At 70.2% G+C, this 13,523-nt stretch carries 13 protein-coding genes; 10 read left to right on the top strand and 3 right to left on the bottom strand.

Annotation, left to right across the window (positions count from 1 at the left end):
- The first annotated feature begins 11 nt into the window (after positions 1–11).
- From ACTHL4_RS01820 to ACTHL4_RS01795, 6 genes are all read left to right on the top strand, one after another.
- The gene (locus ACTHL4_RS01820) at positions 12–1,526 is read left to right on the top strand and encodes a flavin-containing monooxygenase (RefSeq protein ID WP_440281020.1); all 1,515 of its coding nucleotides are present in this window, start codon (positions 12–14) and stop codon (positions 1,524–1,526) included.
- Positions 1,527–1,542: 16 nt separating this feature from the next.
- Positions 1,543–2,820, top strand: a complete 1,278-nt coding sequence (locus ACTHL4_RS01815) for a glycosyltransferase family 4 protein (RefSeq protein WP_440281019.1) — start codon at positions 1,543–1,545, stop codon at positions 2,818–2,820.
- Positions 2,817–3,539: a class I SAM-dependent methyltransferase gene (locus tag ACTHL4_RS01810; protein ID WP_440281018.1), complete on the top strand. Its 723-nt coding sequence runs from the start codon at positions 2,817–2,819 to the stop codon at positions 3,537–3,539. Before ACTHL4_RS01815 ends, ACTHL4_RS01810 begins: the two co-directional genes overlap by 4 nt.
- Positions 3,540–3,544: 5 nt before the next feature.
- Positions 3,545–4,624, top strand: a complete 1,080-nt coding sequence (locus tag ACTHL4_RS01805) for a prenyltransferase (RefSeq protein WP_440281101.1) — start codon at positions 3,545–3,547, stop codon at positions 4,622–4,624.
- The gene (locus tag ACTHL4_RS01800) at positions 4,624–5,247 is read left to right on the top strand and encodes a class I SAM-dependent methyltransferase (protein ID WP_440281017.1); all 624 of its coding nucleotides are present in this window, start codon (positions 4,624–4,626) and stop codon (positions 5,245–5,247) included. The genes ACTHL4_RS01805 and ACTHL4_RS01800 overlap by 1 nt, the downstream gene beginning before the upstream one ends.
- A 91-nt stretch (positions 5,248–5,338) precedes the next feature.
- Positions 5,339–5,830: a DUF2599 domain-containing protein gene (locus ACTHL4_RS01795; protein WP_440281016.1), complete on the top strand. Its 492-nt coding sequence runs from the start codon at positions 5,339–5,341 to the stop codon at positions 5,828–5,830.
- Between the two features lie 15 nt (positions 5,831–5,845).
- Here the strand turns inward: ACTHL4_RS01795 and trxA are convergent, their stop codons facing one another.
- A complete protein-coding gene (gene trxA / locus ACTHL4_RS01790) occupies positions 5,846–6,232 on the bottom strand; it encodes a thioredoxin (protein ID WP_440281015.1) in 387 nt (128 codons plus the stop codon).
- A 382-nt stretch (positions 6,233–6,614) separates the two neighbouring features.
- On the opposite strand from trxA, the gene ACTHL4_RS01785 reads away from it, so the two are divergent.
- Genes ACTHL4_RS01785 through ACTHL4_RS01775 form a run of 3 tightly spaced genes read left to right on the top strand, consistent with a single transcriptional unit; the run spans position 6,615 to position 9,221 of the window.
- The gene (locus tag ACTHL4_RS01785; RefSeq protein WP_440281014.1) at positions 6,615–7,073 is read left to right on the top strand and encodes a cysteine dioxygenase; all 459 of its coding nucleotides are present in this window, start codon (positions 6,615–6,617) and stop codon (positions 7,071–7,073) included.
- Positions 7,074–7,110: 37 nt separating this feature from the next.
- Entirely contained in the window at positions 7,111–8,415 is a 1,305-nt protein-coding gene (locus tag ACTHL4_RS01780) for a low temperature requirement protein A (protein WP_440281013.1), read from the top strand.
- A gap of 11 nt (positions 8,416–8,426) precedes the next feature.
- Complete coding sequence (locus ACTHL4_RS01775) at positions 8,427–9,221, top strand: crotonase/enoyl-CoA hydratase family protein (protein ID WP_440281012.1); 795 nt, start codon at positions 8,427–8,429, stop codon at positions 9,219–9,221.
- On the opposite strand, the gene ACTHL4_RS01770 is transcribed toward ACTHL4_RS01775, so the two are convergent.
- Positions 9,218–10,039: an acyl-CoA thioester hydrolase/BAAT C-terminal domain-containing protein gene (locus ACTHL4_RS01770; protein WP_440281011.1), complete on the bottom strand. Its 822-nt coding sequence runs from the start codon at positions 10,037–10,039 to the stop codon at positions 9,218–9,220. The genes ACTHL4_RS01775 and ACTHL4_RS01770 overlap by 4 nt on opposite strands.
- Positions 10,040–10,048: 9 nt before the next feature.
- Positions 10,049–11,257, bottom strand: a complete 1,209-nt coding sequence (locus ACTHL4_RS01765; protein WP_440281010.1) for an MFS transporter — start codon at positions 11,255–11,257, stop codon at positions 10,049–10,051.
- A 69-nt stretch (positions 11,258–11,326) separates the two neighbouring features.
- Here ACTHL4_RS01765 and ACTHL4_RS01760 point away from each other — a divergent pair, with 69 nt between their 5' ends.
- Entirely contained in the window at positions 11,327–13,381 is a 2,055-nt protein-coding gene (locus ACTHL4_RS01760; RefSeq protein WP_440281009.1) for an NAD(+) synthase, read from the top strand.
- Positions 13,382–13,523: the final 142 nt, after the last annotated feature.

The following is a 13,523-nucleotide window of genomic DNA, read 5'->3' as shown; positions in this document are numbered from 1 at the left end:
GAGGAGATGCGATGCCCTTGCAGGATCACTACGACGTGCTGGTGGTGGGGGCGGGCCTGTCCGGCATCGACGCCGGTTACCGCATCCAGACCATGTGTCCCGGCACCGACTACGCGATCCTGGAAGCCCGCGAGAGCCTCGGCGGCACGTGGGACCTGTTCCGCTATCCCGGGATCCGCTCCGACTCGGACATGTTCACCCTCGGCTTCCCGTTCGAGCCGTGGACCGGTGAGAAGTCGATCGCCGACGGCGCCGACATCCTGGCCTATCTGAAGAACACCGCGGCCAAGTACGGCATCGACGAGCGGATCGTCTACTCCACCAGGGTCACCGCCGCCGACTGGTCGAGCCAGGACACCCGCTGGACGGTCACCGTCACCACCCCCGACGGCGAGCGCGAGGTCACCGCCGACTTCTTCTACCTCTGCTCCGGCTACTACAACTACGAACAGGGTTACCGGCCGGACTTCCCCGGCATCGAGGACTTCCCCGGCGAGGTCATCCACCCGCAGTTCTGGCCGGCCGACGGCCTGGACGTCGAGGGCAAGCGGGTCACCGTCATCGGCTCGGGGGCGACCGCGATGACTCTCGTGCCGGCCCTCGCCCGGAAGGGCGCGGCCGTCACGATGCTGCAGCGTTCGCCCACCTACGTCATCAGCCTCCCGTCCCGGGACGCGTTCGCCCACACGCTGCGCAAGCTGCTGCCCGGCAAGCAGGCGTATGCCGCCACGCGGCTGAAGAACGCCGCCACCTCGGTGGGGTTCTACGAGTTCTGCCGCCGGGCCCCCGGCCTGGCGACCAAGGTGCTGCGCGGCGGTGTCGCGCGCCAGCTCAAGGACAGCGGCGTCGACATGGCCGCCTTCACCCCCCGCTACAACCCGTGGGACGAACGCTTGTGCGTCGTGCCCGACTCCGACCTCTTCACGGCGATCCGGCAGCACGACGTGGAGGTCGTCACCGACACGGTCGAGCGCATCGAGACCGACGGCATCCGCACCGGCTCGGGCCGCAGCATCCCCGCCGACGTCATCGTGACCGCGACCGGGCTCAACGTGCAGCTCGCCGGCGGTGCGACGGTGCGGGTCGACGGGCAGGAGTGCGACCCAGGCAGCCGCTACATCTACCAGGGGCTGATGTTGGAAGGCGTGCCCAACGCGGCGATCTGCATCGGTTACACGAACGCCTCCTGGACGTTGCGCGCCGACCTGTCGGCGAAGTTCTTCTGCCGGTTCGTCAATCACGTCCGGCAGCAGGGGCACGCCTACGGCTACCCGACCGTCGAGCGCGAGATGCCGACGTCGCCGGCACTGGACCTGGCGGCCGGTTACATCCAGCGGTCCATCGCGACGTTGCCCAAGCAGGGCGACCGCAAACCGTGGTTCCTGCGGCAGAACTACTTCGCCGACCGGCGGGACGCCCGGCGGGCCGACGTGACCGACGACATGACGTTCGTGCGACCCGGTGAGCGGCGTTCGCCGAACGACGACGTGCACCGTGCCGGTGCCGCCGTCGGGAGCGTCGCCTGATGACGGCACATCACGCATGAGGATCGCGCTCGCGTCATACCGCAGCAAGCAGCACTCGGGTGGCCAGGGCGTCTACGTGCGCAACCTGTCCCGTGAGCTCGTCGCGCTCGGTCACGACGTCGAGGTCTTCAGCGGCCCGCCCTACCCGAAGCTCGACGACGGCGTGCGGCTGACACCGGTGCCCAGCCTTGACCTCTACCGCGCGGATGACCCGTTCCGGCGGCCGGCGCTGCGCGAATTCCATTCTGCGGTGGACGTTCTCGAGTTCGCGACGATGTGCACCGCCGGCTTCCCGGAGCCGCGGACATTCGGCATGCGCCTGTCGCGGCTGCTGCGCGGCCGGGTCGACGACTTCGACATCCTGCACGACAACCAGACGCTCGCACCCGGGCTGTTGGCACTCGAGCGCCGCGGCCTTCCGTTGCTGACGACGATCCACCACCCGATCAGCCGTGACCGGCGCCTGGAGCTGGACGCGGCGACCGGCTGGGACCGGATCACCAAACGCCGGTGGTACGGCTTCGTGCAGATGCAGCGCCGCGTGGCGCGGCGCAGCGAGCACATCCTGACGGTGTCGCGGGTGTCCGCCCGGGATATCGCGGCCGACTTCGGGGTGCCGCGCGACCGGATGCGCGTCGTCCCGGTCGGTGTCGACGTCGACCGCTTCCGCCCGCGCGAGACACCGCGGGTGCCCGGGCGCATCGTGGCGATCGTCAGCGCCGACGTGCCGTTGAAGGGTATGCCGGTGCTCGTCGATGCACTGGCCGCGCTGCCGCACGATGCGTGGAGCGAACTCGTCGTGGTCGGCACACCGTCCGAGGCGACCGGCAAACGGCTCGCCGACGCCGGGCTGGTCGACCGGGTGACGTTCCGCAGTGGATTGACCGACGAGGAGCTGGCGCAACTCGTCGCGTCGGCCTCGCTGCAGGTCATCCCCTCGCGCTACGAAGGCTTCTCGATCCCGGCCGTCGAGGCGATGGCGTGCGGCACGCCGGTGGTGGCGTCCGGCGTGGGAGCGCTGCCCGACCTGTTGGCCGACGGGGTCGGCCGCCTGGTGCCGGCCGGGGATCCGGCGGCGCTGGCGGCGGCGATCGAGCAGGTGCTCGACTCACCGGCGGAAGCCGCCCGGATGGGAGCGGCCGGCCGGACCCGGGCGGTCGAGACTTACAGTTGGCGCGCGGTCGCCCGGGCCACGGCTGAGGTCTACGCCGAGGTGATCGCCGCGAGCGGGCGCACGACGCCCGCGGAAGTCGCGCCATCCGAGGCGCGGAACTACGAGGAGCCACCACGATGATCACGATGGACTTCGACTCCGCCTTCCCGGTCTCTCCGGGGATGAGCGTGCTCGACGTCGGCGCCGGACAGGGTCGACACTCCTTCGAGGTGCTGCGCCGCGGTGCCGTGGTGACCGCGTTCGACCAGTCCGAGTCGGACCTGGCCGACATCAAGACGATGTTCGGCGCGATGGAGCTGGAGGGCGAGGTGCCCGAGGGTGCGTCCGGCACGGTCCTGCACGGTGACGCGCGCTCGATGCCGTTCGAGGACAACACCTTCGACCGGGTCATCGCCTCGGAGATCCTCGAGCACGTGCACGAGGACGAGCAGGTCATGGCGGAGATCTTCCGGGTGGTCAAGCCCGGTGGGCTGGTGGCCGTCTCGGTGCCCCGCAGCTGGCCGGAGAAGATCTGCTGGAAGCTGTCGGACTCCTACCACGAGGTGGAGGGCGGGCACATCCGCATCTACCGCGCCTCCGAACTCGTCGCCAAACTGCGGCGGGCGGGCCTCGCGCCATACAAACAACATCACGCGCACGCGCTGCACGCGCCCTACTGGTGGCTGAAGTGCGCCGTCGGCCCGGACAACGACACCAACCCGGCGGTCAAGGCCTATCACCGGCTGCTGGTGTGGGACATGATGAAGGCGCCGTTCGTGACACGGGCCGCCGAGAACGCCCTCAATCCGTTCGCGGGCAAGAGCTTCGTGGCCTACCTGCGGAAGCCGGAGCAGGCGTGACGGTGATGCGACGGCTCGGCGCGCTGGCCGTCCCCGGCGTGCTGACCGCCGAAGAGTGTGCTGCCACAGCGCAATTCGTGCTGCGGCAGCAGCGCTCCAGTGGCGCGATCTTCTGGTATGACGGCAGCCACCTGGATCCCTGGGACCACGTCGAGGCGGCGATGGGGCTGACCGTGGCCGGGCACTGGTCCGCGGCCTGGCGCGCCCTGGAGTGGTCGGCGGCCACCCAGCGCAAGGACGGCTCGTGGCCGATGGTGCTGCGTGACGGCGGCATCGAGGACGCCGGCTCCGACACCAACCAGTGCGCGTACTTCGCGGTCGGCGTGTGGCACTACTACCTGGTCACCGGCCGCACCGACGGCCTCGCGCGGCTGTGGCCGACGGTGGAGGCCGCGATCAACTTCGTGATCCGGGCGCAGCACCCCGGCGGGCAGCTGGGCTGGGCGGTCGGCACCGACGGCGGGGTGGCCGACTTCGCGCTGCTGACCGGCAGCGCGAGCGCGCTGCAGTCGATCGAGTGCGCCTGCCTCATCGCCGCGACTCTCGGTCACGACCGGCCCCGCTGGCGGTGGGCCGGCAATCGGCTCGCCGAGGCGCTGCGCGAGCGCCCGGAGTCCTTCGCCGACCGGTCGCGGTTCTCGATGGACTGGTACTACCCGGTGCTCGCCGGTGCGGTGCGCGGACCGGCGGCGATCGCCCGCATCGACGCGGGCTGGGCCGATTTCGTCCGGCCGGGTCACGGCGCGCGATGCGTCAGCGACCAGCCGTGGGTGACCTCCGCCGAGTCGGCGGAGCTGGTCGCCGCGCTCGACGCGATGGGGGACACCGACCGTGCGCTGGCCGTGCTCGCCGACCTGCAGGGTCTGCGCGACCGGGAGACCGGCGGCTACTGGACCGGCCGGAACCTGCCCGACATGGTGCTCTGGCCCCGGGAGCAGACGTCCTGGACGGCGGCGGCCGTGCTGCTGGCCGCCGACGCGGTCACCCGGACGACCGGTGGCGCCGGGCTGTGGCGGGACGCCGGCTGGCCGGGTGACGAGTCCGTCACGCCGGCACCGCTGCCCAGTGACGAGGCGGTCGGCTGATGCCGGTGCCCACTGAGCTCGCCGCGACCGTCGCCGCCACCACCGGATTCCTGCCGGTCGACGAGGGCGAGGCGCTGTACCACGCCGCGTTGCACGCCCGCTCCGGCAGCTGGCTGGAGATCGGCACCTATTGCGGCAAGTCGACGCTGCTGCTCGGCGCCGCAGCACGGTCCCGCGACGCCCGGCTGGTCACCGTGGACCACCACCACGGATCCGAGGAGAACCAGCCGGGCTGGGAATGGCACGACACCACCCTGGTGGACCCGCGCAGCGGCCTGCTCGACACGCTGCCGCACTTCCGACCGGTGCTCGACGCGCTCGCCGACGTGTGCTCCGCGGTCGTCGCCCGCACCGAAGTCGTTGCCCAGTGGTGGAATTCGCCGATCGAACTACTGTTCCTGGACGGCAACCACACCGAGCGGACCGCACAGCACGACTACCGGGCCTTCGCGCGTCACCTGACGCCCGGCGGCCTGCTGCTGGTGCACGACGTCTTTCCCGATCCCGCCGACGGCGGCCAGGCGCCCTGGCGCGTCGTGCAAGCGGCGCTCTCCGACGGCTTCACCGAGGTGTCGCAGCACGGATCGCTGCGGGTGCTGTCCGCGCCTGGTGCAGGCGATTGACGAGCTCGGCGACTGACGCCGTTGGTCGTGACTGACGCCGTTGCAGCGGCGTCACTCGCTGTTTCGAGCGTCAGTCGGTGAGAATGCCGGCATGTCCCTGGTTCGCGTCGGTATGACGCTGTTGCTGCTCGGCGCCGTCGCCTCGTGTGGCACGAGCGCCACCGGGAGCGGTCCGGCGCCGTCCTCCGCCGCGGCGTCGGTGACGATGTCCCGGTCCGCTGGCGCCAGCACGACGCAAAGCGTTGCGCCGCGGCCGAGTTCGAACAACGCCACGCCTCCGCCATACATCGGCCGGGTGGTGTGGGTACGTCTGCCGAGCGGGGCGAGTCTGCAGGTCCATCCGACACCGCACGGGCGGGTCGCCCAGGGCGAGGATGCGGAGCAGGAGGCCTGGCGGGAAGTGCTGCGGAAGGCTCCCGACGCCGGAAGCCCAGGGATGCGAGCGCAATTCAACTGTCACTGGGTCTTCGCCCGACTCGCCCGCCCGAACAAGCCCAGTTGGAACCTCGAGCCCTGGCGCCCCGTCGTCTCGGCGCAGCGAATGTATGACGCCGGCTGCAACCCCGGCGGTCCGGAGAGCTGACGCCGACTGCGCCGGCTACTCCTGGTCGGGGTTGGCCTGCTTGGCCTCTTCCTCGGCGATCTGCGCACGCACCTCGTCCATCGGCAGCTTGCGGGCCTGGTCGATCAGCGAGTTGAGTTCCGGTCCGGGCAGGGCGCCGGCCTGCGCGAAGACACGGATGCCGTCGCGGAAGATCATCAGCGTCGGGATCGAGGTGATCTGCAGGGCCTGGCTCAGCGCCGGTTCCGCGTCCGTGTCGACCTTGCCGAAGGTGATGTCCGGGTGCTCCTTCGAAGCATCCTCGAAGATCGGCGCAAACATCTTGCACGGGCCGCACCAGTCGGCCCAGAAGTCCACCAGCACGATGCCGTCGGACTGCACCTCGTCGGTGAAGGTGTCGGTCGTGAGGGTCTTGGTTGCCATTGCGGTGCTCCTTGGTCGGTCCTCGGTGAAGGCTGCCGACATTCGGTGTCGGCCGCGGTCTCGGTCCGCAGCGGATCGGCCGCCCTCCTCAGTGCCAACGAGCGGACGCCGCGGATCCTTCCGCGGCCGACGAACCGGACGGCCACATCACAAGATGCCAATCTCGTAGATCGAGACGACCGAGATCGCGTTTGGCAAACCGGTCCGTCCCATGTTCTGCTGATGGCATGTCTTCGCACGTCACGCCGCTCATGCGCATCGCCGACCGGCGACGTATGACGCCGTGGCATGTCTGCCGCTCCTGAGCCGACCGTCGTTCAGCTCGCCGCAGACCACCAGCGCCCCACGGCGGCGCGACCTTCCCTTTTCCACGGAGACTTCGATGACAACTGCTTCACCCGGCGTCCGGGATTTCACCAGTGACCAACTGGTCCGCATGGCAAAGCTTTTCGCGCACGAAGCCGGAGTGACCAGCACGATCGAGCGCACCGGTGCCGAGCGGCAACGACACCAGCTGACCAAGACACCCCACCTCGAGGTCTGGGTGATGACCTGGCCGCCCGGGGCGTCGACCGGGTGGCACGACCATGGCGTCGCCGCCGGTGCGATGGTCGTCGTGGAGGGTGAGCTCATCGACCGGCAGTGGAAGGGCGGCACCGAGCACTGGTCGGAACTGTCCGAGGGTGACGAGAAGTCGATCGGCCCGCGCACCGCGCACAACCTGACCAATGTCGGCGATGGCTATGCGGTCACCATCCACGCGTATTCGCCGGGACTGACCGAGATGACGCCATACGCCTGGGAGAACGGCCAGCCGGTCGCGATCGACGCCGGCGCCTGACCACCGCGGAAGCGGCCCGGTTGGGAGGATGTCGGTCATGAGCGCCGACCGGACCGAGGACGTCAGCAGCGCACCGTCACCATCGGAGTTCCGCCGACGGCTGGTCCCGATGCGCGGCCGGGACCCGCGCGAGGGCGAGCGGGCGTCCACGCCGCTGGAGTTGCTCTTCGACCTCATCTTCGTGGTGGCCGTGGGTATGTCGGCGGCGCAACTGGCCGACATGGCGGCGGAGGGACATATCGCCAAGGGGGTTTTCGCCTTCCTCTTCGCGATGTTCGCCATCTGCGTGGCGTGGATCAGCTTCAGTTGGTTCGCGTCGTCGTTCGACACCGATGACTGGCTCTACCGGACCCTGACGATGCTGACCATGGTCGGCGTGGTGGTCTTCGCGCTCGGCCTGCCGCCGATGTTCCACTCCGTCGATGCCGGTCACCACGTCGACACCCGGCTGATGGTCATCGGGTACATCGTGATGCGCGTCCCACTCGCCGCACAGTGGTGGCGGGCCTCACGGCAATCCGGGCGCTACCGGCTGGTCGCGCTGCGCAACATCCGGTGGATGCTGGTGGTGCAGGCCGGCTGGGTGGTCTTCGGATTCGTCCCGATGACGCTCGCGGTCACCGTGGTGATCGGCGTCCTCCTCGGGGCGTGCGAGCTGCTGATCCCGGTCCTCGCGCAGGGCGGCGCCAACGGCACCCCGTGGCACCCGGACCACATCGCCGACCGGTACAGCGCCTTCGCGATCATCACCCTCGGTGAGGGGATCGTGGGCACCATCGGCTCCTCGCAGGGTCTGCTGGGAGGGGCGGCCGGTGAGGCGTGGAGCTGGAACGCTGTCGCTGTGGTCATCACCGGCATCGGGCTGACCTTCGGCATGTGGTGGGTCTACTTCATGATGCCGTTCGGGGTCTGCCTGCAGTATCGGCCGACCTACGGCTACTTCTTCGGCTACGGCCACATCCTCGCGTTCGTCGGGGTCGCCGGCGCCGGCGCCGGGCTGCACATCCTCGGCCTCTACCTGGACGGCGGATCCGCGCTGACCGAGACTGCCGCCGTCACGCTGCTGGCGTTCCCGGTGGCGCTCTACCTCGCGACGATCTACACGTTGCACGACGTGCTGATCGGCCGCTTCGACCCGCTGCACCTGATCAACCTGGCGCTCACCGTCGGTCTGCTGGCCGGCGCGATCGTCCTGTCCGCGGTCGGGGCGCCCATCTCGATCTGCCTGCTGCTGATCATGGCGGCGCCGTTCGTGACGATCATCGCCTACGAGGCGGGCGCGCACCGGTGGCAGGCGGCGCAACTGGCACGTCTGGCCGCGGGGCAAAGAGTGCCGCACTAGGCTCTCTACTCATGAGTAGCACCATCGACGTGACGGTGGCCGACGGCATCGCCGACGTGCGACTGGACCGCCCGGACAAGCTCAACGGCCTGACCCTGCCGATGCTGCACGACCTCGCCGCGGCGGCGCGGGAACTACGCCGGGACAAGCAGATCCGCGCGGTCGTGTTGTCCGGTGCCGGTGACTCGTTCTGTGCCGGACTGGACTTCAAGGCGGTCACCCGCGACCCGAAACAGCTTCCGCTGGGCATGCTGCCGCGGCCCTGGCGGGGCACGAACGTCTTCCAGGAGGCGTGCTGGGCCTGGCGCCGTGTGCCGGTGCCGGTGATCGCTGCCGTGCACGGGCACTGCTACGGCGGGGGGCTGCAGATCGCTCTCGGCGCCGACCTGCGGGTCACCGCCCCCGACGCCAAATGGTCTGTGCTGGAAGGAAAATGGGGCTTGATCCCAGACATGAGCGGTGTGCGCACGCTGTCCGAACTGGTCGGCATCGAGACCGCGAAGCGGCTCACCATGACCGCCGAGATCATCACCGGCGAGGATGCCGCCCGCATCGGGCTGGTCGGTCAGGTCGACCCGCAGCCGTATGACGCCGCGCGTGCTCTCGCCGAGGCACTCGCGCAGCGGTCGCCGGACGCGCTGGTCGCCGCGAAGCGGCTGTTCGACCGCAGGTGGCGGTCCTCCCCGCGCCATACCTTCGCGAGGGAGCGGTGGGAGCAGACGAAACTGTTGCTGGGCAACAACTTCCGGATCGCGCGCGCCGCCGGGCTCACGCGCGAGACACCGGCCTTCCAGAACCGCCGCTAGGGCGTCAACCACAACATGCGACGCACCTCCGGCCACGCCAACCGGCCGAGCTCCCGGTTGGTGCCCTCGGTGCCGCCGCGACGCATGGATTGCCCTGCCACCACCGGTGATTCGCCGGGGAGCAGGGTGCGGTGACCGGCCGTCTCCAGCGTGACGGACGTGGTGGCCAGCGCATGGTGCGTCCGCCGGGCGGCGATGCGCGCGGCGAAGTCCATCGACGGCCAGACCTGGTCGTCACCGCCGGCGACGAGTAGCAGTTCACCGATCCGCTCGACCGGGATCTGCGCTGCCGCAACGGCTTCCGGGTCGGCAGCCGCCAGGCTCCGGCGGTACATGCCGACGTATGCCGGCGGATCGGCGTCGGGCCGCCAGGTGGTGTCGAACGGCACCGCAGGCACCGGGCGACCGTCACGGGTCCAGTGCGACAGCTGCGAGCCGTCCGGATCGACGAAGCTCCACGCCACCGGGCTCGGAGCGAATCCGATGCAGGCGTCGACCCTTTCGTCATACGACGCGATGAGCAGGGCCGCCTCGGCACCGAAGGACATCCCGGAGACGACCAGCCGGTCACACGCGCCGGCGATCCGGTCCAGCGCGCGGGAGAAGGTCTCCAGCGGCACGAGCCGAGGGCCGGCCGGCTGGCCGGGCCCGCCGAACCAGCGGATCGACATCGCCAGCGCACCATGTGCGGCCAGCACCCGGGCGCGTTCGGCGTCGATGCGGCCACTCGAGCCGCCGACGGTGAGTACGCCCGTCCCACAGTGCTCTTCGGGTATGACGAGCAGGCCCTCCGGGTCGATCAGCGTTTCCTCCCGCATGGTGGGAGCCTAGTGCGGTGGACCGGAGACAGCGGTTGCGCGGGCGGCTGTGCGGGCGAGCACTCCGGCGACGAGGCTGGCGACGGCGAGCAGGCACAGGCCCAGGACCACGTCCCGCTCCGGCCAGCGGTCGACCAGCACCGCGACGGCCGTCGGCACGCAGAAACCGACATACGTGAGCGAGTAGAAGACGGCGTTGGTCATCGCCAACTCCGTTGCGGGAGAGGATCGTTCGACGCGGGTCAGGCCACCGACCAGGTTCATCCCGTACCCCGCGCCGAGCACCACCGAGGCCATGACCACCAGCGCCACCGAGGGGTATGTTACGACGAGCGCGGTGAGCAGGACGCCGGCGACCGTGGCGAGCATCCCCAGCACGGTGACCTGGCCGGGCCGACGCGACTCGAGCCGGCGGGCTGGCTGCTGGACCAGGACCCCGGTGCCCAGCGTCAGGCCGCAGACGGTGCCGGTGAAGGCCAGCGGCGCGCCCGCGATCTGCCGGGCGATCAACGTCGGCAGGATGACCATGCTGATCGCCGGGCAGGCGAACACCCACGGCGCCATCGGTCCGATGCGGGCCCAGAAGTGCCGGCTGAGCGCGTAGTGCCGCACGTCGCCGCCCGGGGCCGCGACGGCGCTGCCTTGCGCGGCTCCTCGGCGCCCGCGCACCTGGGGGGCGTTCCAGACCAGCACGGCCGCGACCATGGTCAGCGCGATGTGCACGGCATACGGCAGCACCTTCGGCGCCGGCAGCCATTGCGCCATGAAGCCGACGAGGAAGGCGCCGCCGCCGAACCCGGCGGACAGGGCGATGGCCGCGCGACGCGCGCCCGTCCCGACGGGTGCGTCGGTGGACAGTTCCTTCACCCAGGTGGTGCCGTGTGCCATCGCGGCGCCGGTGCACACGCCGTACAGGACGCGGCCGATGAACAGTGGCACCGGGGCAGACTCGCCGACCGCCAGCAGCAGCGAGGACAGCGCGGTCAGCACCATCACCGGACGCATCACCCGGCGGTGCCCGAAACGGCCGCCGAGTTCGGCGGAGATCAGCAGCGCCGGCACCAGGCCGAGGACGTATGCCGCGAACATCGCGGTGACCAGCGTCTGCGAGTAGTGATCGGTGGCGCGATAGACCAGCAGCAGCGGGGTGAACTGGTTGGCGCCCCAGCCGACGACGAACATGGCGAACGCGACGCGGAGCCAGCCGGGGAGACGCATGGCGTCAAGGATGGCAGCGCGTGGTCGGGCCAGCGGCGCCGCACCGGGGTGACTTGGCACACTGCAGTCATGAACTTCTATTCGGCATACGACCAGGGCTTCGCGCGCATCGCGGCGTGCACCGTCCCGACCGCGATCGCCGATCCAGAGGCCAACGCCGCGATGATCATCGACCAGATCCGCGCGTGCGACACCGACTCCGTTGCGGTGGCGGTGTTTCCCGAGATGAGCCTGACCGGCTACGCGATCGACGACCTGGTGATGCAGGACGCGGTGCTCGATGCGGTCGAGCGTGCGATCGGTGACATCGCGGAAGCGACGGCGGACGTGCTGCCGGTCGTGGTCGTCGGTGCACCATTGCGCAAGGGATTGCGCCTCTACAACTGCGCGGTGGTGATCCATCGGGGAGCCGTCCTGGGCGTCGCGCCGAAGAGCTACCTGCCCAACTACCGGGAGTTCTACGACAAGCGCTACTTCGCGCCGGGTGACGACCAGCGTGGTGCGTCGATCAGGCTCGGTGACGCGGCCGGCGGTGCCTGCGTGCCCTTCGGGCCGGACCTGATCTTCAGCGCCGAGGACGTGCCGTCGCTGACCGTGCACGTCGAGGTCTGCGAAGACATGTGGGTGCCGATCCCGCCGTCGTCGGTCGCCGCCCTGGCCGGCGCCAACGTGCTGGTGAACATCTCCGGCAGCCCGATCACCGTCGGACGTGCCGCGGACCGGCGGGCCCTGGCGATGGCGCAGAGCGCGAGATGCCTGGCGGCATACGTGTATGCCGCCTCGGGTGTCGGCGAGTCCACCACCGACCTGTCCTGGGACGGGATGACGATGATCCACGAGTGCGGTGCGCTGCTCGGCCAGGGGGAGCGCTTCCCGCAGTCGGCGACCCGGACCGTCGCCGACGTGGATCTGGACCGCATCCGCCAGGAGCGGCTGCGCGACGGCTCCATCGCCGACAACGCGCGGACCTTCCGGGAGTCCGGGGAGTTCCGGCGGATCGGCTTCCGGCTCGACCCGCCGCGGGAGGACATCGGCCTACGGCGGACGCTGCAACGCTTCCCGTTCGTGCCCGACGACCCGGCGACGCTGGCGCAGGACTGCTACGAGGCCTACACGATCCAGGTCACCGCGCTGAAACAGCGGCTCGCCGCCATCGGCGGCCCGAAGATCGTCATCGGCGTCTCCGGCGGTCTGGACTCCACGCATGCGCTGCTGGTGGCGGCCCGTGCGATGGACGAACTGGGGCGTCCGCGCAGCGACATACTCGCCTACACCATGCCCGGCTTCGCCACCGGCAGTGCCAGCAAGTCGGCCGCGACCGAGCTGGCGCACGCGATGGGGGTGACCTTCGAGGAGCTCGACATCCGGCCGGCCGCCACCCAGATGCTGCGCGACCTGGGCCACCCGGCCGGTGACGGCGCGCCCGTCTACGACATCACCTTCGAGAACGTCCAGGCCGGGCTGCGCTACGACTACCTCTTCCGCATCGCGAACAAGGACGGCGGCATCGTCCTCGGCACCGGCGACCTGTCCGAGCTGGCGCTCGGCTGGTGCACGTATGGCGTCGGCGACCAGATGTCGCACTACAACGTCAACGCCGGCATCCCCAAGACGATGATCCAGCATCTGATCCGTTGGGTGATCGGCGCCGGGCACTTCGACGAGTCCGCGGCCGTGACGCTGCAGACCATCCTGGACGCGGAGATCAGTCCCGAGCTGGTGCCGGCCGGCGCCGACGAGAAGCCGCAGTCCACCGAGGACGCGATCGGCCCCTACGCCCTGCAGGACTTCAACCTGTTCCACACGCTGCGGCACGGCATGCGGCCCACCCGCATCGCGTTCCTGTCGTGGCACGCGTGGCACGATGCGGCGGCCGGTGACTGGCCCCCGGGCTACCCGCCGGAGCGGCGGACGGCATACGAGCTGCCGGAGATCCGCTCGTGGCTGGAGCTTTTCGTCCGGCGGTTCTTCGCGTTCAGCCAGTTCAAGCGGTCGGCGCTGCCCAACGGTCCGAAGGTCGTGGCCGGGGGTGCGCTGTCGCCGCGCGGTGACTGGCGCGCGCCCAGCGACGGCAATGCGGCGGCCTGGCTGCGCGACCTGGCCGAAGGTGTGCCGAAGGAGTAGCCGGGTGACCGCTTCGTCGCGCTCCCGGGTGTACCGAAGTCTCCCCAGGGTCGGGAAAGGTCCGGGTCTGGGCCGCGGGGCGTACCAAACTCTCCCCAGGGTCGGGAAAGGTCCGGGTCTGGGGCCGCGGGGTGTACCGAAG

The sequence above is a fragment of the Flexivirga sp. genome (genome assembly GCF_051955415.1).
Classification (GTDB): domain Bacteria; phylum Actinomycetota; class Actinomycetes; order Actinomycetales; family Dermatophilaceae; genus Flexivirga.
The sequence above is the reverse complement of the archived record's forward strand: the minus strand, read 5'-3'. Positions and strand labels throughout refer to the sequence as shown.

Bases quoted from the DNA above. Each gene is read 5' to 3' on its own strand.
- ACTHL4_RS01820 (WP_440281020.1), top strand. From the start codon at position 12: ATGCCCTTGCAGGATCACTACGACGTGCTGGTGGTGGGGGCGGGCCTG.
- ACTHL4_RS01815 (WP_440281019.1), top strand. From the start codon at position 1,543: ATGAGGATCGCGCTCGCGTCATACCGCAGCAAGCAGCACTCGGGTGGC.
- ACTHL4_RS01810 (WP_440281018.1), top strand. From the start codon at position 2,817: ATGATCACGATGGACTTCGACTCCGCCTTCCCGGTCTCTCCGGGGATG.
- ACTHL4_RS01805 (WP_440281101.1), top strand. From the start codon at position 3,545: ATGCGACGGCTCGGCGCGCTGGCCGTCCCCGGCGTGCTGACCGCCGAA.
- ACTHL4_RS01800 (WP_440281017.1), top strand. From the start codon at position 4,624: ATGCCGGTGCCCACTGAGCTCGCCGCGACCGTCGCCGCCACCACCGGA.
- ACTHL4_RS01795 (WP_440281016.1), top strand. From the start codon at position 5,339: ATGTCCCTGGTTCGCGTCGGTATGACGCTGTTGCTGCTCGGCGCCGTC.
- trxA (WP_440281015.1), bottom strand. From the start codon at position 6,232: ATGGCAACCAAGACCCTCACGACCGACACCTTCACCGACGAGGTGCAG.
- ACTHL4_RS01785 (WP_440281014.1), top strand. From the start codon at position 6,615: ATGACAACTGCTTCACCCGGCGTCCGGGATTTCACCAGTGACCAACTG.
- ACTHL4_RS01780 (WP_440281013.1), top strand. From the start codon at position 7,111: ATGAGCGCCGACCGGACCGAGGACGTCAGCAGCGCACCGTCACCATCG.
- ACTHL4_RS01775 (WP_440281012.1), top strand. From the start codon at position 8,427: ATGAGTAGCACCATCGACGTGACGGTGGCCGACGGCATCGCCGACGTG.
- ACTHL4_RS01770 (WP_440281011.1), bottom strand. From the start codon at position 10,039: ATGCGGGAGGAAACGCTGATCGACCCGGAGGGCCTGCTCGTCATACCC.
- ACTHL4_RS01765 (WP_440281010.1), bottom strand. From the start codon at position 11,257: ATGCGTCTCCCCGGCTGGCTCCGCGTCGCGTTCGCCATGTTCGTCGTC.
- ACTHL4_RS01760 (WP_440281009.1), top strand. From the start codon at position 11,327: ATGAACTTCTATTCGGCATACGACCAGGGCTTCGCGCGCATCGCGGCG.